We start from the raw sequence: 23,050 nt of genomic DNA, 5'->3' as shown, positions 1-23,050 counted from the left end.
GTGTGTCGGGAGAGTGAATTACTGTGAGTAAGCGAGATTATTATGAGGTATTAGGAATTGATAAAGGCGCATCAAAAGAAGAAATAAAAAAGGCTTATCGGAAGTTAGCGAGAAAATATCACCCTGATGTAAGTAAAGAAGAAGATGCTGAAGAAAAATTCAAGGAAGTAAAAGAGGCATATGAAGTTTTAAGTGATGAAAATAAACGTGCCCAATATGATCAATTCGGCCATTCTGCCACTAACAGTCAAGGTTTTGGAGGCTTTGGAGGAGCAGAAGACTTTGGTGGTTTTGGTGATATTTTTGATATGTTCTTTGGTGGTGGAAGAAGACGAGATCCTAATGCGCCACAACAAGGAAATGATTTACAGTACTCCATCGTGTTAGAATTCCATGAAGCAATTTTTGGTAAAGAAATGGATATACATGTTCCAAAAGAAGAAACTTGCGAAACGTGCCATGGATCAGGTGCAAAACCTGGGACAAAAGTTGAAACTTGTTCTCATTGTCATGGTAGCGGTCAATTGAACCAAGAACAGAATACACCTTTTGGCAGAGTCGTAAACCGCAGAGTTTGTCATTATTGTAATGGTTCTGGGAAGTTGATTAAGGAAAAATGTAATACTTGTGGTGGAAACGGCCGTGTGAAGAAAAATAAAAAAATCCATATCAATATCCCCGCAGGTATAGATGAAGGACAACAAATACGTGTAGCTGGAAAAGGGGAACCAGGAATTAATGGTGGTCCTGCAGGTGACTTATTTGTCGTTATTCATGTTAGGGATCATGACTTCTTTGTACGTGAAGGGGATGACATCCATTGTGAACTACCAATAAATTTTGCTCAAGCAGCGTTAGGCGATGAGTTAGAGGTACCAACTGTACATGGAAAAGTGAAATTAAAAGTACCTGCTGGAACCCAGACAGGAAAGATGTTTCGCCTAAAAGGAAAAGGGGCGCCAAATGTACGTGGACGCGGCCAAGGAGATCAAATTATCAAAGTTCGGGTAGTAACTCCAATGAATTTAACGGAAAAGCAAAAAGACTTAATCAGAGAATTTAATGAATTAGGTGGGAACGATTCAACAGAAGAACAGGATAATTCCATTTTTAAACGTTTTAGAAATGCTTTTAAAAACTAGTTCAATCTATAATGGATTGAATAAGTTTCACTTTATAGAATGGGTGCGTGATCCGTATGAAATGGTCTGAAATAAGTATTCATACAACCAATGAAGCAATAGAACCAATCTCTAATATATTACACGAAACTGGTGCAAGTGGATTAGTCATTGAAGATTCTCAGGATTTTGATGCAATTAGAAATGCGCCATTTGGTGAAGTGTATGAGTTAAATCCAGATGACTATCCAGATGAAGGTGTACGGATTAAAGCTTATTTACCACTAAATAGTTTTTTAATAGAAACAGTTGAGGAAATCAAACAGGCCATTAATAACTTATTAGTTTATGATATTGATATTGGTCCCAATAAAGTAACTATTAGTGAAGTTAAAGAAGAGGACTGGGCTCACGCCTGGAAAAAATATTATCATCCAGTCAAAATCTCTCAAAAAGTCACCATTAAACCAACTTGGGAAGAATATACACCAGTTTCTAGTGATGAGGTCATAATTGAATTGGATCCTGGTATGGCTTTCGGTACAGGAACCCATCCAACAACGGTATTAAGCATTCAGTCTTTGGAGCAGTATGTTAATAAAGGTGATACTGTAATTGATGTAGGTAGTGGTTCCGGTGTATTAAGCATAGCCTCTGCTTTATTGGGTGCGAAAGAAGTTTTCGCGTATGATTTAGATGATGTTGCAGTTAAAAGTACAGAAGAAAACGTAAAGTTAAATGGGTTGGAAAATAAAATTACAGCCAAACAAAATAATTTATTAGATAATGTTGATATGAAAGTTGATGTTGTTGTATCTAATATTTTGGCTGAAATTATAGTTCGATTTGTAGAAGAAGCATGGAATAATTTAAAAGAAGGCGGATTTTTTATTACCTCAGGTATTATTCAAAATAAGAAAGAACTGGTTAAAGACAAATTAAAGGAAAAAGGTTTTGAAATTATTGCAATGAATGAAATGGAAGGCTGGATTTCTATTGTTGCTAAAAAGAATAGTTAGCGTTTCTAGGCGGGAAAAGAAAGCTTAAACTTTCTTTCCTGTATAAAGAAGACTTCCATCAATGAGGGAGGGGGTCCCACACCCCCCGCTGATGGTTAGTCGCATTGCTCATTTAGGTGGGATAAATGAATGAAAGTATTTTTCCGGGCCAATAGGCAGATGCCGAGTTTTCTAATAAAGTAGGTGTATAAATGCAACGGTATTTTATTCCGAAAAAAGCATGGTATGACGATAGAATTAGGATTACTGGTGACGATGTACACCATATAACAAGAGTAATGCGTTTTACAGTTGGCAAAAAAATCATTTGTAATGATGAAAATGGCGTAGCTGCCCAATGTGAAATTTTGGAAATCGATAAAGACTTTGTCGTTGTTGCTATACTTCATTGGTTAGAAGAAAATAATGAATTACCAATTGAAGTGACAATTGTTCACGGTATACCAAAAGCTGATAAATTTGAGATTGTGTTACAAAAAGGTACTGAACTTGGCGCGCATAAGTATATACCTTTTCAATCGGAAAGATCTATTGTCATATGGGATAAGAAAAAATGGGCTAAAAAGTTACAACGTTTTAATAAAATAGTGAAAGAGGCTAGTGAACAAAGTCACCGTTCCTATGTGCCAACCATAAGTAACCCAATGTCAATAACAGAATTAATTGAGGAAAGTTCGCAATATGATTTAAAAATATTTGCCTATGAGGAAGAAGCTAAAGTAAATAACTATCATACGTTTGGTTCCATTTTGAAACAAATAAATTCGAATCAAAAATTATTGGTTTGTATTGGTCCAGAGGGTGGCTTTTCAGAGGAAGAAGCTAATATATTAAAAGTGAACGATTTTCATCCAATACGATTAGGGCCAAGGATATTACGTACGGAGACGGCACCATTGTATGCGTTATCCGCCATTTCCTACCATTTTGAAGAACAATAAAAAGTCGAAAAGGACGGTAAATATGAATACAAATCTTGCAAAATATATTGATCATACCCTATTAAAACCAGAATCAACAAAAAAACAAATTGATAAAATTATCGAAGAAGCAATACAATATGAGTTTGCTTCTGTATGTATTAATCCTACATGGGTTGCTCATTGTTATGAACGATTAAAAAATACTTCGGTAAAGGTTTGTACAGTTATAGGTTTTCCTCTAGGTGCAACATCTACAGAAACGAAAGTATTTGAAACAATGCAAGCAATTAAAGATGGTGCTACAGAAGTGGATATGGTCATAAACATTGGTGAATTAAAATCGGGAAATTTAGAAAAGGTAAAAAATGATATAGTAGCTGTAGTTCAAGCGACTAAAGGGGATGCTTTGACGAAAGTGATTATCGAAACATCGCTTTTAACGGATGAGGAAAAAATAACGGCATGTAAACTTGCAAAAGAAGCCGGTGCTAACTACGTTAAAACTTCAACGGGTTTTTCGAATGGTGGGGCAACGATTGAGGATATTAGGTTAATGCGTGAAACAGTTGGCCCAGATATGGGGGTAAAAGCATCTGGCGGCGTTCGAGATTTACAAACGATGAAAGCGATGATAGAAGCTGGTGCAACCCGCATTGGTGCTAGCGCCGGTGTGGAGATTTTAAAGGGGAATGAAGGAATGGATGGATATTAATAAGATTGCCCATCTTACTTAATATTACATTCATACACATGTGAATAATCAGTTGACCTATTAATATTATTATATTATACTTTATAGTGGCATATATGAAATAATACATGTCATTAAATTTTTGGTTCTTTGCTTCGGAGGGAGGGAAATTAGCATGTCAAATACAACTCGCGTTCGTAAAAACGAGTCTCTTGAAGATGCTCTTCGTCGCTTTAAACGTAGTGTGTCAAAAAGTGGTACACTATCAGAATATCGTAAGCGTGAATACTATGAAAAACCTAGCGTTCGCCGTAAGAAAAAATCTGAAGCTGCTAGAAAGCGTAAATATTAAAGAGGGTGCAGACTCATGTCATTACTCGAAAAATTAAACGAAGATATGAAGCAAGCGATGAAGAATAGAGATAAAGAAACGCTAGGCGTCATTCGCATGATAAAAGCTTCAATACAGAATGAATCGATTAAACTTGGAAAAGATACACTAACAGAAGATGAAGATTTAACCATCTTGTCTAGAGAGGTAAAACAAAGAAAAGATTCCCTCCAAGAATTTAAATCTGCTGGACGCGATGATCTTGTTAAAAAAATGGAAACAGAGATTTCTATCGTTCAAAGATATATGCCTGAACAACTTTCTGAGGGAGAGCTCTCAGAAATAATTCAGCAAACGATTCAGGAAGTAAATGCAACAACTAAGAAAGATATGGGGAAAGTAATGAGCGCAGTAATGCCGAAAGTGAAAGGTAAAGCTGACGGTTCCCAGATAAAAGATATTGTTTTAAAATATTTAAATTAAGAAAAAGGTTCTTATCTTTAGATAGGAACCTTTTTTGCCAGTTAAGAAAGAATCAAAATCTTTCTCGTCTACAAAAGTGCAACTATAGTATTCATCTAACCTAATAGCTGATGCCACGATTTCCAATTATATGGATAAACCCTATATATTCCACCTAAATGGGCAACAAGACTCTCTTCTTAAGCTTCTAGGAAAGAAGGTAAGGTGGTGGATGAAGGAAAACCCCTACTGATGAAAATTTACTTTATATGAAACTTTTTGAAATAGTTTCCGTATTACTTATTAAAGGAGGTGATAATATTTGCGGAATAACTTCATAAAATTATACATAGTTCTGATAGGGATTGTTTTTTCTTTTTCTTTCTTCAACGTACAAGAAGTAGTTCATGCGAATAAAGATGATGGAAGTGGTAAAACAGTTTATGTCATTCCAATCGAACGAGAGGTAGAACGTGGTTTAGAAGCTTTTCTAAAAAGAACAACCAATGAGGCAATGGAATCGGGTGCAGATCATATTATTTTTGAAATTGATACACCTGGTGGAAGAGTTGATTCAGCTGGTCAAATTGGTACAATACTACAGGATTTAAAGGTTCCTACCACTTCGTTTATTATTAATGAAGCATTATCCGCGGGGTCTTACATTGCATTAAATACAGATAAAATTTATTTTGTACCACATGCGACAATGGGAGCGAGTGGGGTAATAAATGGAGATGGTACTGCTGCTGATGAAAAGGCACAGTCAGCTTGGAAAAAAAGAATGGCAGCAGCAGCGGAATCAAAAGGTAGGGATCCAATCTATGCAGAAGCTATGGCCGATTCTAGTATAGATTTGCCAGAGTACGGTGCTCCTGAAGGTTCATTTTTAACGTTGGGGCCAACGGATGCATTGGAAGTAGGTTATGCGGAAGGAATAGTAAACGATAGGGTGGAACTACTCCATCATTTAGGTTTGGATAACGCTACAATTATTGAAACAAATCCTACATTAGCGGAAGAAGTAGCAAGGTTTTTAACGAATCCTATTGTATACTCCATATTACTATCAATAGCAAGTCTTGGTCTTATTGTTGAATTATATTCACCGGGTTTTGGTATTCCTGGTATTATGGGCTTAACAGCATTACTTCTCTTTTTCTATGGTCATATCGTTGCTGGGTTAGCAGGAATGGAAGCAATTATATTATTGTTATTAGGTATTGCTCTTATTGTTGCAGAGCTTTTCGTTCCCGGTGGTATACTTGGAATACTTGGTATAGGAGCTATTCTTGTTTCCTTATTCATGTCTGGTTATGATATTGGTCAAATGTCTATAAGTGTTGGAATTGCGTTCTTGGTAGCCGTTATTGCAAGTATCATTTTACTTAGAAGAATAGGTATGGATAAGGGGGTTTTTAGACATATCATTCTTAAGGATAGTACATCCACTGAATTAGGGTATGTTTCCTATTCCAACCGATTGGAGCTTGTAGATAAAGAAGGTATAGCCGTAACTTCCTTAAGACCCTCAGGAATAGCTGATATTGAAGATGAGCGTGTTGATGTTGTTTCAGATGGTAGCTTTATTGACAAAGGAAGTCAAATAAAAGTAGTGAAGGTAGAAGGTGTAAGAGTTGTTGTAAGAGAAAAAAACAATTATTAGGAGGAAATTAGATGTTGATTTACGATTTAATGCCGCTTATAATCATTGCAATTATTATCATTGCGGTAGTTATATTATTTACATTTATTCCAGTAGCACTTTGGATTAGCGCATTAGCAGCTGGGGTAAAAGTTAGTATTTTCACGTTAGTTGGTATGCGTTTACGTCGAGTAGTGCCGAACAGGGTTATTAACCCATTAATTAAAGCTCATAAGGCAGGATTAAATGTGAAAATTAACCAACTAGAGAGTCATTATTTAGCAGGTGGGAATGTTGACCGTGTTGTTAATGCGTTAATTGCTGCACACCGAGCGAATATTGAGCTTAGCTTTGAAAGGGCAGCAGCAATTGATTTAGCAGGTCGTGATGTTCTTGAAGCGGTACAAATGAGTGTTAACCCAGAAGTGATTGAAACTCCTTTTATTTCTGGTATTGCTATTGATGGTATAGAAGTGAAGGCAAAAGCAAGAATAACTGTTCGTGCCAATATTGATCGTTTAGTCGGTGGTGCCGGCGAAGAAACCATCATTGCTCGTGTAGGTGAAGGGGTTGTTAGTACAATCGGTGGTTCTGAAACACATGCAAAAGTACTAGAAAATCCTGACTCTATTTCTCATACTGTATTAGAAAAGGGACTTGATGCTGGAACAGCGTTTGAAATCCTATCCATTGATATTGCAGATGTGGACATCGGTAAAAACATTGGAGCTATTTTACAAACTGACCAGGCTGAGGCAGATAAAAATATTGCACAGGCTAAAGCAGAGGAACGTCGTGCAATGGCAGTAGCTCAAGAACAAGAAATGGTGGCCCGTGTTCAAGAAATGCGTGCTAGAGTAGTAGAAGCGGAAGCAGATGTACCGCTAGCATTAGCAGAAGCACTTCGCTCTGGAAAAATGGGTGTCATGGACTATCTAAATTACCAAAATATCAATGCAGATACTGATATGCGCGATTCTATTGGTAAATTGTCTAAAGAAAATGATGACGATCATGAAAATAATTAATCACTTCCATGTGAAAGGAAGGGTAACATGGATGCAATATTAGATGCGATTTTTAGTAACTTCTTTTTAATTCTAGTTATCCTCTCAGGAATATTTAGTTTTTTTAAAAAGAATGCTGAAGAACAAAAGAAAAATAAAAAGCCTAATAAGCCAAAAACTATACCGAAAACAGTCCAAACTTCTTCAAGGAAGACACAAACAACGAATAAAAGACCTGTTTACACTTCCAAAATGGAAGATACAATGGAAGAATCCGTACAACAGCCTTCTATTGGGGAACAACAAAAAGCCCAAATGGAACGTTTAGCCAAAAAAATTAATACAAATAAAGAAATTGGTCGAACAATAGAACAAGGTCCGAGCTTCTCAAATTCTGAAATATTGAAAACCAAGAAGATCAAGAAACGTTCAGATTTTAATATGCAATTAAAAAGCAATGACCTAGTTCAGGGTATTATTTTGTCCGAAGTATTAGGTTCACCGCGTTCAAAGAAACCTTACCGTTCTGTTATAAAGGAAAGAAAAGTAAAATAAAATAATGAAGAATGCCACCAGCGAAGAAATTATTTATAGCTGGTGGCTTTTTTAATTTCTTGATTAATGGATTAGTTAAGTTCTTAACTATTTATTTGATACATAAGATGGAAATGAGAGGGGGATGCATACGTGAAAAAATTCAGGCAACGTGTCCAATCATTATTAATTAATTCTTTTGCACTTCCTTCTGATGTGATCCTTGAGTTACCTCGGATTACAGTAATTGGACAGATTCACGTGTATATAGAAAATCACCAAGGGTTGGTAACGTATTCTGACACGGAATTAAAATTAAAAGTGAATAAAGGATATGTTCAGATTAAAGGGAATTCATTTGTTTTAAAAATGATGCTACCCGAAGAAATCTTATTAGAAGGCACCATAACGGATATTAAATTTTTATCCAATTAATTTTGTTGTAGCAATAGGAGGAGGAAATGAGACAGGTACAGGGGACTTTTTTTAGCGGGTATGTCACGATTCTAGTTAAAGGAAATTATCCTGAATTATTTTTCCAAGAATGTACAAAAAAAGGGATAACCGTTTGGAATATAAGAAAAGTTGAACAAGATGCTTGTGAAGGTAATGTTAGATTGAAAGATATTAGTCATTTAAGATTAATTATTAGGGGCACACATTATAAATTAACTTTTATTAATAAGAAAGGTTACCCTTTTATCTTCAATAGATTTATTAAGAAAAGACCCCTCTTATTAGCAATCTTTTTAAGTGTCTTATTAGCTTTTTTCTTATCTAATATTCTTTGGAAAGTGGAGATTACCGGTGTACCTAAAGATATTGAAGAAAAAATAATTAAACAATTAGATGAATATGGAATTCATCGAGGTGCTTGGATGTTCTCCATAGACCAACCTAATTTAATTCAGCAAAAATTAGTTGAAGATGTTCCTGAACTCTTATGGGTTGGTGTAAATCAAAGAGGGACAACCTATTCCCTTGAAGGAGTAGAAAAACTAATTGTTAAGGAAGAGGAAAAACAAGGGCCTCGAAATCTTATAGCTACAAAAAAGGGTGTAATAAAAAAAATGTATGTAGCTAAAGGACTTCCGATGGTTCAAGTAAATGATTATGTTGAACCGGGAGATTTACTAGTATCGGGCAAAATTAGTTCGAATGATCAAGAGGAAGAAAGTGAGAAAGAGAAGGAGAAAAAAGTTAATTATGTTGCCGCAGAAGGAGAAATTACTGCTGAGACTTGGTATGAAGTAAAAGTTGCATCCCCCATAGAATATAGTTATGAAGAACTGACAGGCAATAAAGAAACCAAATATTATATTCAAATTGCGGATTTTAAATTTCCGGTTTGGGGTTTCGGAGATCCAGAATATGAACAAATTCATTATGATACGAAAGTAAGTTCGATTAATTTTTTGAAGTGGGAATTGCCGATAAAAATTGTAGATACCGTTCTAAGTGAGAAGGTATACTATAAAGGAGAAAGAACAAAAGAAGAAGCAATCCAAACAGGAATGGAACAAGCTAGGTCAGAATTATTGTTAAAGTTAGGAAAAGATGCCAAAATAATGTCAGAAAAAGTTTTGCATGAACGTATGGAGAATGGTAAAGTTAAAATGAATATAATATTTACAGTTGAGGAAAATATTGCACGTGTACAACCTATAAAGTGAAACACACTCAGGTGGGGATCTTATCCTGACTGAATGTTAGTTGAACTTATCAGGGCTCTACTGGCTGCCTGTCCCGATAAATGGGGTATTGCGGACAGTTAAGACGTGATAAATCAAGGAGATTAGCTATGGCTGAACATTTAACAGAAATTAATTTGCATGTTGCAGATCCTAATGAAGCATTGGCTTTATTTGGTACTAATGACAAACACTTGAAATTAATAGAAAAGAAACTACAGGTCTCTATTGTATCAAGAGGTGAACTTGTTAGGGTTTCAGGTGATGATTACGCAATTAAGCTTGTGCAAGAAATTTTAACAAGCCTATTAACCATTGTCAGGAAAGGAATTACTATTTCTGAACGTGACATCGTTTATGCTGTTGATTTAGCTAAGGTAGGGAAAATTAATCAATTAGAAACGCTTTTTGAAGATGAAATCACAAAAAATGCAAACGGTAAATCGATTAGAGTTAAAACCCTTGGTCAGAAGAATTACATTTCAGCAATTAAATCTAAAGATTTGGTATTTGGAATTGGTCCAGCTGGAACTGGTAAAACTTATTTAGCTGTTGTTATGGCTGTACATGCATTAAAAAAAGGAGAAGTAAAACGAATTATCCTTACTCGTCCAGCAGTTGAAGCTGGCGAAAGCCTTGGTTTTTTACCAGGGGATTTGAAAGAAAAAGTTGATCCTTATTTACGTCCTTTATATGATGCATTACATGATGTTTTAGGGGCAGAACATACTTTGCGCCTAGTCGAAAGGGAAACGATTGAAATTGCTCCATTAGCGTATATGCGAGGAAGAACATTGGATGATGCATTTGTAATATTAGATGAAGCACAAAATACAACAACGGCACAAATGAAAATGTTCTTAACGAGGTTAGGGTTTGGTTCCAAAATGGTTATTACAGGAGATATCACACAAATTGATTTACCTAAAGGGGCCACATCTGGATTAAAAGTTGCTAAAGACTTATTAACAGATGTCAAAGATATTTCGTTTGTATATTTACAACAATCAGATGTAGTTAGACATCCTTTGGTACAGAAAATAATTGAAGCCTATGAAAAAGCGATTCATGATATACAATAAGATGTAAGACCCTCGCATCCATGGGTCTTATTTCTGTATCATGAATGAATTTAGGGGTGATACAATTGAAAAAGAAATGGTTTCGTTCACTATTTAAAAAGCACACCTCTGGACTTTTCATTATTCCATCGGTAGTCTTGTTAGGTATTTTCTTCTTTTTTATTACATTAGATAATGTAAACACTAAGACATACGATATTACTCGCTTTAGTACAGCAAAAGAAACGATTCGTTCCCCAATTACGATAGAGGATGAAAAAGAAACAGAACGAAAAACAAGGGAGACGGTTCAATCTGTTTCCGATCGATATCTTGTATCTGATGAAGTAACGAAAGAAAGAATTAGTTTTGCAGAAGAAATAAGAGAAGCGATACATACGCTTCATGAAGAAGGCAAAGAAGTTACAGATAATAAACCAATGACAGGACAAGAAAAGGTTCAAAAATTAAATCAATTGTTATCAGAAGATATTTCTATGTCGGTAAAGGACCAAACTTTTTTACAATTAATTGAGGCTTCTAAAGAAGACCGGGAAAAAGGTTTTACATTATTAATCCAAGCTCTCCGTGAAACGTTGAATGATGGAGTGAGAACTGAGAATTTACAAACCGCCATTGCTAATGTTCAGGATAAAATTAAATATTCTACCCTAAACGATAATATTAAAAAACCACTGACGGAACTAACTAAATTTCTTGTAGTGGAAAATTCATTCTTTGACGTGGAACAAACGATGGAAGCAAGGAAGGAAGCTGCAGGAAGTGTTGATCCAGTTATGATTAGGGCTGGAGAAGTTATTGTACGTGAGGGACAAACTATTACTAATCAAATCTATGAGAATCTTGAATTAGTTGGTGTTCTTGACAGTCAGAGGAATATTTTCCCTCTATTAGGTATGTTGTTATTAATTGTTCTTATTTCACTAGTAATCGGTTTTGAAATGTATCGAATGAACAAAGATAATAATTTGGATAATAATAAAATAATTACGATTGTTATCGTTACCGTTATTGGGATTGCCCTAATGAAAATAGTTAGTCTATATACGGAGGAGTATAATGAAATTTTTTATATCGTACCGATTGCGACTAGTGCTTTATTATTAAAACTTTTAATAAATGAACGAATGGCATTTGTAATGGCTATTATTTATGCGATTTTAGCTGGCTTTATTTTCAATGGGAAAATCACGGGATATTTAAATGCGGAAGCGGGTCTTTACATATTAATTTCACAGGTCGCGGGTTTATACTTTCTGATGAATGTGAAAGATAGAACTGCAATTCTAAAGTCTGGGCTAGGGATTATGGTTGTAAATACGATGACCGTACTTCTATTTATATTTTTGTCTTTTGAAAAATATTCCATACAAGATCTTTTTATTCAATTAGGGTTTGCTATGTTTGCTGCATTCTTATCGGCTGTGCTTACGATTGGATTACTTCCATTCTTTGAAGCGGGATTAAATATGCTATCTGATGTGAAATTACTACAACTGTCTAATCCTAATCAACCATTATTAAAAAAGTTATTGACTGAGGCACCAGGTACGTACCATCATTCAGTTATGGTTGCTAATTTAAGTGAAACAGCTTGTGAAGCTATAGGGGCGAATGGTTTATTGGCAAGAGTCGGTGCATACTATCACGATATTGGCAAAACCGTGAAACCTCATTATTTTGTAGAAAATCAATTATCCATTCAAAATCCACATGATTTTATTAGTCCAAAGCAGAGTGCAGAAATCATAATTCGTCATCCGTATGACGGTGCAAACTATTTAAAAAAATATAAAATGCCTAAAGAGATCATAGACATTGCACTACAGCATCATGGAACATCTTTATTAAAATACTTTTATTTTAAAGAAAAGGAAAAAAATAATCATGTGAAAGAACTGGACTTTAGGTACCCTGGTCCAAAACCACAAACGAAAGAAGCAGCGATAATCAATATATGTGATTCAGTGGAGGCAGCAGTCCGTTCATTAAAAGAACCAACGGAAGAAAAAATAGAGGATATTATCACGTCTATTATTCATGATCGTATGTCTGATGGGCAACTAGATGAAAGTCCTCTTACACTAAAGGAACTAAAAATTATTCAACAAACGTTATTCGATACATTAAAAGGAATATTTCATTCCAGAATTCAATATCCAAAAGAGGAGGAAAAATAATGAATATAGATTTTCAAGATAATACGCAGAATATGGACAAAGAGATTATTGATTTACTAGAACGTTTACTTCAATTTGCAGCAGAAAAGGAAAATATAAACGAAGAGGCCGAGATTTCGATTAATTTTGTTACTAATAAAGAAATTCAAGAAATTAATAGAGATTATCGAGGTAAGGATACTCCAACTGATGTTATTTCATTTGCAATGCAGGAGTCCGTTGAAGGCGAATTAGAGATTATCGATGAAGATATGGATATCCCAGAAACGCTTGGTGATATCATTATCTCTATTGAGAAAGCGAAAGAGCAAGCAGAAGAATATAATCATTCTTATGAAAGAGAATTAGGTTTTCTCGCAGTACATGGACTTCTTCATTTACTCGGTTATGATCACATGAATGAACAAGATGAAAAGAAAATGTTTGCAAGGCAAGAAGAAATCCTAGGTGAATTTGGTCTTGAAAGATAAGAAAAAAAAGATTGGTTTTTCGCATGCGTGGAATGGGATTAAGGAAACCGTAAAAAATGAATACAATTTTCGTATTCATTTGGCGGCTACCCTTGTTGTTGTCGTTTGCGGATTTATATTTGAAATTTCATTGTTAGAATGGATGTTTGTGTTTTTCGCGATTGGTTTGGTATTAGTTACGGAAATGATTAACAGCGTAACGGAAGCTATAGTTGATTACATAAAACCAGAATATCACCCGCAAGCCAAATATATAAAAGATGCTGCAGCGGGTGCAGTTCTTATTTCTGCAATTATTGCGGTCATCATTGGTACAATTATTTTTATTCCAAGTTTATATAAGTTATTATAATAATAAGCCCTTTTCTATAGGGCTTATTTTTTAGCGATTAAAAACTAGAAAATTATCCCACCTCAAGCTAAGAAGGTTGGTTGGAGACCAACTGCCCGTAAAGGTCCGAAAAGTACGACTAACCATCAGAGAGGATGAAGAACCCCCACTGATGGAAGTTTTCTTTAGCAGGTAGGAAAGTATAAAAATCTTTCCCGTCTACATAAGTGCAACTAAGGCATTCGCCCAACCTAATAGCGAATGCCAAGTTTTCTAATATAAAGTATGAAAGATTGCACAAGTTATAGTATGATATGTATAAATCTGACGTTCGTGGAGGTTGCAACATGGAAAATAATAATTACAAATCGGGGTTTATTGCTATAATAGGTCGACCAAATGTTGGAAAATCAACATTTTTAAATAAAGTCATTGGACAAAAAATTGCTATTATGAGTGATAAACCGCAAACAACACGAAATAAAATTCAAGGTGTTTTAACTACGAATGATGCACAAATGGTTTTTATTGATACACCGGGAATTCACAAACCAAAACATCGTTTAGGCGACTTTATGGTTCAAGTAGCTGAGAACACACTAAATGAAGTAGATGCAGTTATCTTTATGATTAACGCGAAAGAAGGGTACGGAAGAGGAGATCAATTTATTATGGATTTGCTACAAAAGGCAAAAACTCCCGTGTTTCTAGTTATTAATAAAATTGATTTAATTCATCCAGATGATTTATTCCCTTTAATCGATGAATATAAGGATAAAGTCGACTTTGATGAAATTATTCCCATCTCGGCTTTACAAGGAAATAATGTTACACATCTACTAGATGTATTAAAAGGCCATTTACCTGAGGGACCACAATATTATCCTGAAGAGCAAATTACTGACCATCCAGAAAGGTTTATTATAACGGAATTAATAAGAGAAAAAGTGTTGGAATTAACAAGAGAAGAAATACCTCATTCTATCGCAGTTGTATTGGAAAACCTGGAACAAAGGGAATCAAACGCTGTTTTTATACAAGCAACTATTGTTACGGAAAGGAAAACACAAAAAGGAATCCTTATCGGTAAACAAGGAAGTATGCTAAAAGAAATTGGGAAGAAAGCTCGGAAAGATATCGAAGCCCTACTAGGATCAAAAGTATATCTTGAATTATGGGTGAAAGTTAAGAAGGATTGGCGAAATAAACAAAGTCAATTATATGAATTTGGATTCCGTAAAGATGAGTACTAATTGAATTGGTAAACGCGCGTTCAAAAAGGGCCGAGATCGGCAAAATGCGCAACATGCTATTGCAACGCTAGCCCTACACATAGCGATGAGTCTTGCCAATGAGTATCGTTAGTACCGAAGTGTCATTTTCACCGGTCTTTTTGAACGACCTTATACATGGTAAATTTTAATACTTATGATTGTTTGAGTCTGGGTCAACCTAAGTATACGTTACATTATCACAAACTTACTGAAAGGTGGTTTTTTTCGTGATTGACCTTACATGGAAACTCTTTAAAGAAACTGGGAGTATTGAATCGTATTTATTGTTTAAGGAGCTAGAAAACGACCAGCATGATTCTAATGAATTCGGTCAAATGGAAAACGATAAAGAATCATCGTTAGAATCGAATTTATAATGTAACCTTAGTTTTAGATCCGTTCTCGGCATATCTATTTGGAGATGGTGAATTGATATGCTTGAAAAAATTAATGGAATTATAATGAAATCCAAAGATTATGGCGAAACACATAGAATAGTAACCATTTTTAGTAAGAAGTTTGGAAAAATTACTGCATTGGCCAGAGGTGCAAAAAAGCCAAAAAGTAGAATGGCTGCGGTGACCCAGCCATTCATATTTGCCCAATTTTTTATTTACGTTAACAAAGGTTTAAGTACCATTCAACAGGGCGAAATTATTAATTCTAATCGTTCCATTCGTGAAGATATTATAAAGACGGCCTATACTGCTTATGTTATGGAGTTAACAGATAAAATATTGGAAGATCGACAAGGTGAGCCCTATATTTTTGAGCAATTACAACATACAATGGATTATATTGCAGAAAATGAGGCTTGTGAGATACCTGTTATTATGTATGAAATGAAATTATATAAAAAAGGTGGATTTGCACCAAAGGTAGACAGTTGTGTCAATTGCGGCAGAAAAGAGGAACTTGTTGCTTTTTCTATAAACGAAGGAGGTCTATTATGTTCTCGTTGCAGACATATAGATCCAGAATCAACTTTTCTACCCAAACCATTGCCTAAACTACTATACATTTTTTCCGAAATCGGGTTGGAAAGAGTGAATAATATCTCAGTTAAGGATGAAAATAAAAATATAATGAGACAAATTCTAGATAATTACTATGATCGTTATGGTGGATACTATATCAAGGCAAGAAAATTTTTAAACCAATTGGATTTGTTGAAATAATTCGGTGAAAGTTGACAAGTTTATCATGATACAGTATGATTTGTACATAATTCGATAAAAAAGTGAATCGTGCAGAGATGGAGAGGAGTATCTGTTATCGCCTATTTTAAGCGAGTCCAGGTTGGTGTAAGCTGGATAATAGGGGTACAGAGAAAGGCGCTCCGGAGCATTTTTATAAAGTGGCTCAAACGTTTGAGCAAATAGGGTGGAACCGCGGTGAAAGCCGTCCCTATGTCTTATGAATAAGGCATAGGGACGGCTTTTAATTTTACTAATTTTAGGAGGAATGAATCGATATGAATATCCAGAATATGATATTAACGCTTCAAAAATATTGGTCGAATCAGAATTGTATTTTAATGCAGGCTTATGATGTAGAAAAAGGTGCAGGAACCATGTCTCCAATGACTTTACTTAGAAGTTTAGGGCCAGAGCCTTGGAACGTAGCTTATGTGGAACCATCCAGGAGACCCGATGATGGTCGCTATGGTGAAAATCCAAATAGATTGTACCAACACCATCAATTCCAAGTCATTATGAAACCATCTCCCGATAATATCCAAGAGTTATATTTAGACTCTTTAAAAGCATTAGGTATTAATCCATTAGAACATGATATTCGTTTCGTTGAAGATAATTGGGAAAATCCTACATTAGGTGCTGCTGGTTTAGGATGGGAAGTATGGCTTGATGGAATGGAGATTACCCAGTTCACTTATTTTCAGCAAATTGGCGGTTTAGAAGCAAATCCAGTTGCTGTAGAGTTAACCTATGGGATAGAAAGATTAGCTTCTTACATTCAAAATAAAGAAAACGTATTTGAACTCGAATGGAATAATGGTGTTACGGTTCACGATATTTTTTATCAGCCTGAGTTCGAACATTCTAAATATACGTTTGAAGAATCCAATACAGAAATGTTATTCGATTTGTTTACGATGTATGAGAAAGAAGCAAAAGCAACAATGGAAAAAGGACTTGTCTTTCCAGCTTACGACTATGTACTAAAATGTTCCCATACGTTTAATTTATTAGATGCAAAAGGGGTCATTTCTGTAACGGAACGTACAGGTTATATTTCACGAATTCGTAATTTGGCACGAAAAATTGCGAAAGCATATGTTGCTGAACGTGAACGTCTTGGATTTCCTATGCTAAAGAAGGAGGAGAAATAAATGGCGAAAAATGTATTATTTGAAATTGGTTTAGAGGAATTACCCGCTCGCTTTATTGATGATGCTGAAAAGCAATTATATGAAAAAACAGCAAAATGGTTAACGGATTTACGCATCTCCTCAGACAATATTAAAACATATTCTACCCCAAGAAGATTAGCTGTTTTAGTTCAAAACATGGAAGAATTTCAAGAAAGTGTTGAAGAAGAAGTGAAAGGTCCATCCGAAAGTATCGCAAAAGATTCTGAAGGCAATTGGACGAAAGCAGCTATTGGCTTTACAAAAGGTCAAGGAAAAACGGTAGATGATATTTATTTTAAAGAAGTTAAGGGTATCTCTTATATCTACGTGAAAAAACATATTGAAGGTCAAAAAACCTTCGAATTACTTCCAGAATTTAAAAATATAATCACGTCCATTCAGTTTGGAAAGAATATGCGATGGTCTACGCAAACAATGAGATATGCTCGTCCTATTCGTTGGCTTGTTGCACTTTACGGTGAGGAAGTGGTTCCGTTTGAGGTGGCGACAGTTAAAACAGGTAATAAAACATTTGGTCACAGGTTCCTAGGAAATGAAATAACTATCCAAGAACCACAACAATATAAATCTTTATTACGTGAAGAATATGTGATTGTGGATTCAAATGAACGTGAACAAATGATATTAGATCAAATAAAGAACATGGAAGAAAAAGAGAATGTTATGATTCCTGTTGATAAAGACCTTTTAAATGAGGTACGTAATTTAGTAGAGTATCCTACCGTGTTTGTAGGATCATTTGAGGAAGAATACTTAAAATTGCCGTCTGAAGTATTAATTACTTCCATGAAAGAACATCAAAGATATTTTCCTGTCATGTCTAATGAGAATGAATTATTAGCAAAATTCATAGGTGTTCGAAACGGGGATAATCAATCCATTTCCACAGTAGTTAAAGGAAATGAAAAGGTACTGCGTGCTAGATTATCAGATGCTGAATTTTTCTATGAAGAAGACCAAAAACAATCTATTGATTTCTATTTAGAGAAATTACAACGTGTTGTTTTCCAAGAAAAATTAGGAACCTATTCGGATAAAGTTAATCGTGTTGTTTCCCTTACAAAAGAGATTTGTAATGAATTGCATCTGGATGAAATAACGATGAATAAAGCAATCAGGGTAGCTGAGATTAGCAAGTTTGATTTAATGACGAATATGGTAGATGAATTTACAGAACTTCAAGGAATTATTGGAGAAAAATATGCCACTATTTTTGGTGAAGATGAAGAAATAGCTAAGGCGATAAGAGAACATTATTTACCAAAACAGGCTAACGGAAATTTACCAGAAACTCAAATAGGATCCATTGTTAGTATAGCTGATAAATTAGATACCATTGTAGGTTGTATTTTAATTGGTTTAGTACCAACTGGTTCTCAAGATCCTTATGGTTTACGTCGACAAGCTACAGGAATATTACGGATTTTAAGCGATAAAAAATGGAACATTTCTTTAGAATCTCTTCTAGAAATAGCTAAATCTACCTATAAAAATACTGAAATTGAAATTCATGATAAAGCAGAAGTTACACACACATTAAAAGAGTTTTTCCAACATCGTGCTTCTTATCTATTAAAAGAAAACAATGTTGAGTCTGATGTCATTCAAGCTGTAACGGATAATGGAATTGGTGTTTATGTATTTACAGAGAAAAAAGCAAGAGTACTATCCGAAAAACGAAATGATCCAAACTTCAAATCGATTGAAGAAGCATTAGTGCGAGTACTAAACTTAGCTGGCAAAACGGAAAATATGAATATTGATACAAAGTTGTTTGAAACAGAGTCTGAAAAAGTTTTATTTGAAACGTACCAAAATATTGTTACAGATTACAATCACGCTTTAAACAACTTTGATGCGGATGGGGCGTTATTACAATTAAGTCATTTATCCAATCCAATACATGATTTCTTCGATAACAATATGGTAATGGCTGATGATGACAATGTCCGAAATAATCGTTTGGCATTAGTGAATCATATTGCAAATATGATTAAAAATTACGCTGAATTAACATTAATTGAGTGGAAACAACATCAATAAATAAAGGCGGCAGTGCTCTTACAGGCTAAGAACGCAACGCCTGCCTGTCTTTCTTAAGAAAATATTTAATTTAGACTTTCTTAGTGAATTAATGATAACCTAAATTCCCTTTCTATTTTAAATAGTATATAATTATTCTTATTAGTGTGTTTTTTTATTAGTAAGGTGGTGAAAGGGTGGAATTATCGAAAAGGCAAGAGGAGATTATTGAGATAGTTAAAGAAAATGGCCCAATAACCGGAGAAAATATTGCGGAAAAGTTAAGCTTAACTCGCGCAACATTACGTCCAGACTTAGCCATTTTAACAATGTCCGGATTTCTCGATGCAAGACCGAGAGTAGGTTATTTTTACACAGGCAAAACTGGATTTGAATTATTATCAGAGAAAATAAAGAAATATAAAGTAGCTGAATTTCTACAAATTCCTATTGTCGTAAAAGAAGATGTTTCTGTTTATGATGCAATTTCTACGATGTTTCTAGAAGATGTCGGAACCCTATTTGTACTAAATGAAAAAGGTTGCTTATCTGGTGTTTTGTCTCGAAAGGATTTATTACGCGCAAGCATTGGACAACAAGATCTTAACAGTGTAGCTGTCCACATAATTATGACGAGGATGCCTAACATTACGGTTTGTCGAAAAGATGATTCTTTAATCGATGTTGCGCAGAAACTAATCAATAAACAAATTGATGGAATGCCAGTAGTAAAAGACGATGAAAAAGGCTTAACAGTTGTTGGAAGAGTAACAAAAACAACGATTACAAGAGTTTTTGTTGAGCTCGCTTCAGCAAAAATTGTTTAATTTGTATGAATGGAGAGGTAGTTATGAGTTCCGAACGACTTGTTTATGTTATATCGGATTCTGTTGGGGAAACTGCTGAATTAGTAGTGAAAGCAGGTTTAAGTCAATTTAATAGTCAAGATTATAAAATTTCACGGATTCCGTACGTAGAAGATCAACAAACCATTGACGAAACGTTACAATTAGCCATAGAAAATAATGGCTTAATCGGTTTTACTTTGGTTAATCCAACATTAAGAAATTATTTAAATGATCAAGCAAGAAAGCTAAAAATAGAAGCAATTGATATTATGGGACCCATGATTAGCGCGATGGAACGTGTTTTTAAAAAAGAGCCTAGACTAGAAGCTGGATTAGTTCATAAACTTGATGAAGATTATTTTAAACGAGTAGAGGCAATAGAGTTCGCTGTGAAATATGATGATGGTAGAGATCCACGAGGGATTGCAAGAGCTGACATTATACTCATCGGGGTTTCACGTACTTCCAAAACTCCACTGTCACAATATTTGGCTCATAAAAGATTAAAGGTTGCCAATGTACCAATTGTACCTGAGGTAGATCCGCCAGAAGAATTGTTCGAGGTGGATCCAGCCAAATGCATCGGTTTAAGAATCCGACCAGAAAAACTTAATGAAATTAGAAAAGAACGTTTAAAAGCATTAGGTTTGGGAAATCAAGCAACATATGCAAATATTGATAGAATTTCTCAAGAACTTGACTATTTTAATAAAATAGTGGAAAGAATAGGTTGTAACGTAATAGACGTCTCTAATAAAGCAGTTGAAGAAACTGCAAATGTGATTTTACAAAAGATCCACAAGTAATGATAATAAATAATTGATGAAAAACATTCTACTCACATGGCGGTTGTAGAATGTTTTTCTTCTGATTTAAAAAAAGTTAAAGATTTTTATAGAAATTCTATTGAAATTGTATTATAATAATAATTTGTGTAAAGATATATAGTAATGTTAGTTTACTTAGACATATTCTGAAAAATAAAACATCTATGATAAAGAAGGAATCTTACAATATTATGTAGAAATATATTATAAGTCAATTAAAGGGATTCCTTATAGATTATTTACTATCCTTTCATTATTCACTCAACTAGGGTAGAAATTTTTTTCTAGTTTTAAGAAAAAAATGTCGAAATATGAAGGGATATTATAATTTTTGTCGAATACTTAAAGTATGGTGGTTCAAATGGCCTATCAAATCCCAGAGGAAATGATTGAGGAAGTTCGTAAGTCTAATGATATTGTGGATGTTATAGGAGAGTATGTACAGTTAAAAAAACAAGGTAAAAACTTTGTTGGTCTCTGTCCATTCCATGGTGAGAAGACACCTTCTTTTTCCGTGACACAAGATAAACAAATTTTCCATTGTTTTGGTTGTGGAAAAGGTGGAAACGTCGTTACGTTTATGATGGAAATGGAGAAGTTTTCCTTTATTGAAGCAATCACCCATTTGGCCGAGCGTTGTGGGATAAATCTTCCTATTACAAGCAGTCAAAACGAGTTTACTATATCCCAAGAAAGTCAAAATATATTAACCGCTTATGATTGGTTAACGAAACTATATCATCATTTATTGAGATATACAAGGGATGGTAAAGAAGGGTATCAATATTTAATTGAAAGAGGAATAAATGATCACGCAATTGATGAATTTCAGTTAGGTTTTGCTACGACTGCAAAAAGTTTTACCGCAGAGTTTTTGAAGAAAAAGGGATTCAATCAAGCTTTACTGGTAAAAGAAGGTTTACTTTCTTTACAAAATGACAATAGTGTAACTGACCGATTTAGAGGAAGAATTATATTTCCTATTCGCAATCACCTAGGCAAAACCGTAGCATTCGGAGGAAGATTACTAGCAGACGGTGGACCAAAATATTTGAACAGTCCGGAAAGTGAGTTATTCCAAAAAGGAAAAATTTTATATAATTTTGATTTAGCAAAGAAACATATTCGTAAGGAAAATGAAGTAATATTATTTGAAGGGTATATGGATGTTATTGCTGCTTATCAGGCAGGAATTAAAAATGTAGTTGCTACATTAGGTACCGCATTAACGGAAACACAGGCTAAATTATTAAAACGATATGTTGATACGGTAGTTGTTTGTTATGACGGGGATAAAGCTGGACTTGAAGCGACATATAAAGCAGTTCGATTACTTCAAAGTGTAGGATGCCAAGTCAAAATAGCTAATTTAAAAGAAGGCTTAGACCCAGATAGTTATATAAAACTTAATGGGGGAGAGGCTTTCCAAAACAAAGTATTGGATACGAGTGAAACCTACTTAAGTTTTTACATGCGATATCTGAAGAAAGATTATAATCTTCATGTGGAAGGAGATCGCATTGATTATATAGAAAAAGTAATAAGGGAAATTTCAACCGTTAATAGTTTGGTCGAAAGAGAATATTATTTAAAGGACCTTCATAATGAATTTAATATCTCTATGGAATCACTTACAGAAGAAGTGGAAATCCAGAGAAGGAGATATAAAGACCAATCTCGAAATAAGGATAATTCATCTGGATACAGTCATAATAATAGAGCAAATATTCAACATAACAACAAGAAACTATTACCGGCATATCAAAATGCCGAAAGAAAGTTATTGGCCTACATGCTCCAAGACGAATTAATTGCTGAAAAAGTTCAGGAAGATTTAGGGGCAAGATTTAATTTAGATATGCATAAAATCATTGCCACTCATTTATATGCTTTTTATGAAGAGGGTCATAAGGCAGATGTTAGTTTATTTATAGAAAGATTGAAAGAACCTGAATTACAAAAGTTAGCATCAGAGATAGCCATGTATCCTACATTGGAGAACATAAGTGATCAAGAAATTAGTGATTATATACGAATTATTAAGGTTCAAAATGATGATTATGTTCATATTCAAACATTAAAAGAGGAACAAAGATTAGCTGAACAACAAAGTGATCCATTAAAAGCTGCCCAAATTGCAATGCAAATTATTGAAATTAAAAAGCAATTGAAACGCACAAATTAATTTTTTCTATGG

The 23,050-nt window shown here is 34.5% G+C and carries 23 protein-coding genes and 1 other annotated feature; all 23 genes read left to right on the top strand.

Annotated elements, in window-relative coordinates; all coding sequences use genetic code 11:
• Positions 1–23: 23 nt before the first annotated feature.
• The 23 genes from dnaJ to dnaG all read left to right on the top strand — a co-directional run bounded on the left by dnaJ (position 24) and on the right by dnaG (position 23,038).
• Positions 24–1,142 carry a molecular chaperone DnaJ gene (gene dnaJ, locus MHI02_RS12310; protein ID WP_341165937.1) on the top strand — a complete coding sequence of 373 codons (1,119 nt, stop codon included), beginning with the start codon at positions 24–26 and terminating at the stop codon, positions 1,140–1,142.
• A gap of 56 nt (positions 1,143–1,198) precedes the next feature.
• Positions 1,199–2,140 carry a 50S ribosomal protein L11 methyltransferase gene (prmA, locus tag MHI02_RS12305; RefSeq protein ID WP_341165936.1) on the top strand — a complete coding sequence of 314 codons (942 nt, stop codon included), beginning with the start codon at positions 1,199–1,201 and terminating at the stop codon, positions 2,138–2,140.
• Positions 2,141–2,331: 191 nt separating this feature from the next.
• Positions 2,332–3,081: a 16S rRNA (uracil(1498)-N(3))-methyltransferase gene (locus MHI02_RS12300; RefSeq protein ID WP_341165935.1), complete on the top strand. Its 750-nt coding sequence runs from the start codon at positions 2,332–2,334 to the stop codon at positions 3,079–3,081.
• 22 nt (positions 3,082–3,103) lie between these two features.
• The gene (deoC, locus tag MHI02_RS12295; protein ID WP_060668334.1) at positions 3,104–3,775 is read left to right on the top strand and encodes a deoxyribose-phosphate aldolase; all 672 of its coding nucleotides are present in this window, start codon (positions 3,104–3,106) and stop codon (positions 3,773–3,775) included.
• A gap of 154 nt (positions 3,776–3,929) precedes the next feature.
• Positions 3,930–4,106 carry a 30S ribosomal protein S21 gene (rpsU, locus tag MHI02_RS12290; RefSeq protein WP_047183793.1) on the top strand — a complete coding sequence of 59 codons (177 nt, stop codon included), beginning with the start codon at positions 3,930–3,932 and terminating at the stop codon, positions 4,104–4,106.
• 15 nt (positions 4,107–4,121) lie between these two features.
• Positions 4,122–4,568, top strand: coding sequence for a GatB/YqeY domain-containing protein (locus tag MHI02_RS12285; RefSeq protein ID WP_047183794.1), 447 nt, complete (start codon positions 4,122–4,124; stop codon positions 4,566–4,568).
• A gap of 301 nt (positions 4,569–4,869) precedes the next feature.
• Positions 4,870–6,213, top strand: coding sequence for an NfeD family protein (locus tag MHI02_RS12280; protein ID WP_244986878.1), 1,344 nt, complete (start codon positions 4,870–4,872; stop codon positions 6,211–6,213).
• 11 nt (positions 6,214–6,224) lie between these two features.
• The gene (gene floA, locus MHI02_RS12275; RefSeq protein WP_047183795.1) at positions 6,225–7,220 is read left to right on the top strand and encodes a flotillin-like protein FloA; all 996 of its coding nucleotides are present in this window, start codon (positions 6,225–6,227) and stop codon (positions 7,218–7,220) included.
• 27 nt (positions 7,221–7,247) lie between these two features.
• The gene (locus MHI02_RS12270; RefSeq protein WP_047183796.1) at positions 7,248–7,754 is read left to right on the top strand and encodes a hypothetical protein; all 507 of its coding nucleotides are present in this window, start codon (positions 7,248–7,250) and stop codon (positions 7,752–7,754) included.
• A 132-nt stretch (positions 7,755–7,886) separates the two neighbouring features.
• A complete protein-coding gene (yqfC, locus tag MHI02_RS12265) occupies positions 7,887–8,168 on the top strand; it encodes a sporulation protein YqfC (RefSeq protein ID WP_047183797.1) in 282 nt (93 codons plus the stop codon).
• Positions 8,169–8,194: 26 nt separating this feature from the next.
• Positions 8,195–9,406: a sporulation protein YqfD gene (gene yqfD, locus MHI02_RS12260; protein WP_060668335.1), complete on the top strand. Its 1,212-nt coding sequence runs from the start codon at positions 8,195–8,197 to the stop codon at positions 9,404–9,406.
• A gap of 128 nt (positions 9,407–9,534) precedes the next feature.
• Positions 9,535–10,506, top strand: a complete 972-nt coding sequence (locus MHI02_RS12255; protein WP_047183799.1) for a PhoH family protein — start codon at positions 9,535–9,537, stop codon at positions 10,504–10,506.
• A 44-nt stretch (positions 10,507–10,550) separates the two neighbouring features.
• Positions 10,551–12,686 carry an HD family phosphohydrolase gene (locus MHI02_RS12250; RefSeq protein WP_084823998.1) on the top strand — a complete coding sequence of 712 codons (2,136 nt, stop codon included), beginning with the start codon at positions 10,551–10,553 and terminating at the stop codon, positions 12,684–12,686.
• Positions 12,686–13,156 (top strand): rRNA maturation RNase YbeY, encoded by a 471-nt coding sequence (gene ybeY / locus MHI02_RS12245; RefSeq protein ID WP_047183800.1) that lies wholly within the window; start codon positions 12,686–12,688, stop codon positions 13,154–13,156. The genes MHI02_RS12250 and ybeY overlap by 1 nt, the downstream gene beginning before the upstream one ends.
• Positions 13,146–13,508, top strand: coding sequence for a diacylglycerol kinase family protein (locus MHI02_RS12240; RefSeq protein WP_257455848.1), 363 nt, complete (start codon positions 13,146–13,148; stop codon positions 13,506–13,508). The genes ybeY and MHI02_RS12240 overlap by 11 nt, the downstream gene beginning before the upstream one ends.
• Before the next feature lie 326 nt (positions 13,509–13,834).
• Positions 13,835–14,740: a GTPase Era gene (era, locus tag MHI02_RS12235; RefSeq protein ID WP_047183802.1), complete on the top strand. Its 906-nt coding sequence runs from the start codon at positions 13,835–13,837 to the stop codon at positions 14,738–14,740.
• Positions 14,741–14,988: 248 nt separating this feature from the next.
• A complete protein-coding gene (locus MHI02_RS12230) occupies positions 14,989–15,138 on the top strand; it encodes a YqzL family protein (protein ID WP_083452541.1) in 150 nt (49 codons plus the stop codon).
• Positions 15,139–15,195: 57 nt separating this feature from the next.
• Positions 15,196–15,939, top strand: coding sequence for a DNA repair protein RecO (gene recO, locus MHI02_RS12225; RefSeq protein ID WP_047183803.1), 744 nt, complete (start codon positions 15,196–15,198; stop codon positions 15,937–15,939).
• 65 nt (positions 15,940–16,004) lie between these two features.
• Positions 16,005–16,173 (top strand) — a binding site (T-box leader).
• A gap of 62 nt (positions 16,174–16,235) precedes the next feature.
• Entirely contained in the window at positions 16,236–17,114 is an 879-nt protein-coding gene (gene glyQ / locus MHI02_RS12220) for a glycine--tRNA ligase subunit alpha (protein ID WP_060668337.1), read from the top strand.
• Positions 17,115–19,199, top strand: coding sequence for a glycine--tRNA ligase subunit beta (glyS, locus tag MHI02_RS12215; protein ID WP_257455842.1), 2,085 nt, complete (start codon positions 17,115–17,117; stop codon positions 19,197–19,199). It abuts the gene before it with no gap.
• Between the two features lie 176 nt (positions 19,200–19,375).
• Entirely contained in the window at positions 19,376–20,005 is a 630-nt protein-coding gene (locus MHI02_RS12210) for a helix-turn-helix transcriptional regulator (RefSeq protein ID WP_047183806.1), read from the top strand.
• 23 nt (positions 20,006–20,028) lie between these two features.
• Positions 20,029–20,832 (top strand): pyruvate, water dikinase regulatory protein, encoded by an 804-nt coding sequence (locus MHI02_RS12205; protein WP_047183807.1) that lies wholly within the window; start codon positions 20,029–20,031, stop codon positions 20,830–20,832.
• A gap of 382 nt (positions 20,833–21,214) precedes the next feature.
• On the top strand, positions 21,215–23,038 hold the full coding sequence (gene dnaG, locus MHI02_RS12200; protein WP_047183808.1) for a DNA primase: 1,824 nt from the start codon (positions 21,215–21,217) through the stop codon (positions 23,036–23,038).
• Positions 23,039–23,050: the final 12 nt, after the last annotated feature.

Origin of the sequence: Oceanobacillus sp. FSL K6-0118 (assembly GCF_038006665.1) — a bacterium.
Lineage (GTDB): Bacteria > Bacillota > Bacilli > Bacillales > Amphibacillaceae > Oceanobacillus > Oceanobacillus caeni.
Note: the sequence above shows the minus strand (reverse complement) of the source record. Positions and strands in the feature narration are given on the sequence as shown.

What these genes read in the sequence shown, in the direction of transcription:
- rpsU (WP_047183793.1), top strand. Translation starts at nt 3,930, where the DNA reads ATGTCAAATACAACTCGCGTTCGTAAAAACGAGTCTCTTGAAGATGCT.
- prmA (WP_341165936.1), top strand. Translation starts at nt 1,199, where the DNA reads ATGAAATGGTCTGAAATAAGTATTCATACAACCAATGAAGCAATAGAA.
- floA (WP_047183795.1), top strand. Translation starts at nt 6,225, where the DNA reads ATGTTGATTTACGATTTAATGCCGCTTATAATCATTGCAATTATTATC.
- era (WP_047183802.1), top strand. Translation starts at nt 13,835, where the DNA reads ATGGAAAATAATAATTACAAATCGGGGTTTATTGCTATAATAGGTCGA.
- ybeY (WP_047183800.1), top strand. Translation starts at nt 12,686, where the DNA reads ATGAATATAGATTTTCAAGATAATACGCAGAATATGGACAAAGAGATT.
- dnaG (WP_047183808.1), top strand. Translation starts at nt 21,215, where the DNA reads ATGGCCTATCAAATCCCAGAGGAAATGATTGAGGAAGTTCGTAAGTCT.
- MHI02_RS12270 (WP_047183796.1), top strand. Translation starts at nt 7,248, where the DNA reads ATGGATGCAATATTAGATGCGATTTTTAGTAACTTCTTTTTAATTCTA.
- glyQ (WP_060668337.1), top strand. Translation starts at nt 16,236, where the DNA reads ATGAATATCCAGAATATGATATTAACGCTTCAAAAATATTGGTCGAAT.
- MHI02_RS12205 (WP_047183807.1), top strand. Translation starts at nt 20,029, where the DNA reads ATGAGTTCCGAACGACTTGTTTATGTTATATCGGATTCTGTTGGGGAA.
- glyS (WP_257455842.1), top strand. Translation starts at nt 17,115, where the DNA reads ATGGCGAAAAATGTATTATTTGAAATTGGTTTAGAGGAATTACCCGCT.
- recO (WP_047183803.1), top strand. Translation starts at nt 15,196, where the DNA reads ATGCTTGAAAAAATTAATGGAATTATAATGAAATCCAAAGATTATGGC.
- yqfD (WP_060668335.1), top strand. Translation starts at nt 8,195, where the DNA reads ATGAGACAGGTACAGGGGACTTTTTTTAGCGGGTATGTCACGATTCTA.
- MHI02_RS12255 (WP_047183799.1), top strand. Translation starts at nt 9,535, where the DNA reads ATGGCTGAACATTTAACAGAAATTAATTTGCATGTTGCAGATCCTAAT.
- deoC (WP_060668334.1), top strand. Translation starts at nt 3,104, where the DNA reads ATGAATACAAATCTTGCAAAATATATTGATCATACCCTATTAAAACCA.
- MHI02_RS12250 (WP_084823998.1), top strand. Translation starts at nt 10,551, where the DNA reads ATGAATTTAGGGGTGATACAATTGAAAAAGAAATGGTTTCGTTCACTA.
- MHI02_RS12300 (WP_341165935.1), top strand. Translation starts at nt 2,332, where the DNA reads ATGCAACGGTATTTTATTCCGAAAAAAGCATGGTATGACGATAGAATT.
- MHI02_RS12285 (WP_047183794.1), top strand. Translation starts at nt 4,122, where the DNA reads ATGTCATTACTCGAAAAATTAAACGAAGATATGAAGCAAGCGATGAAG.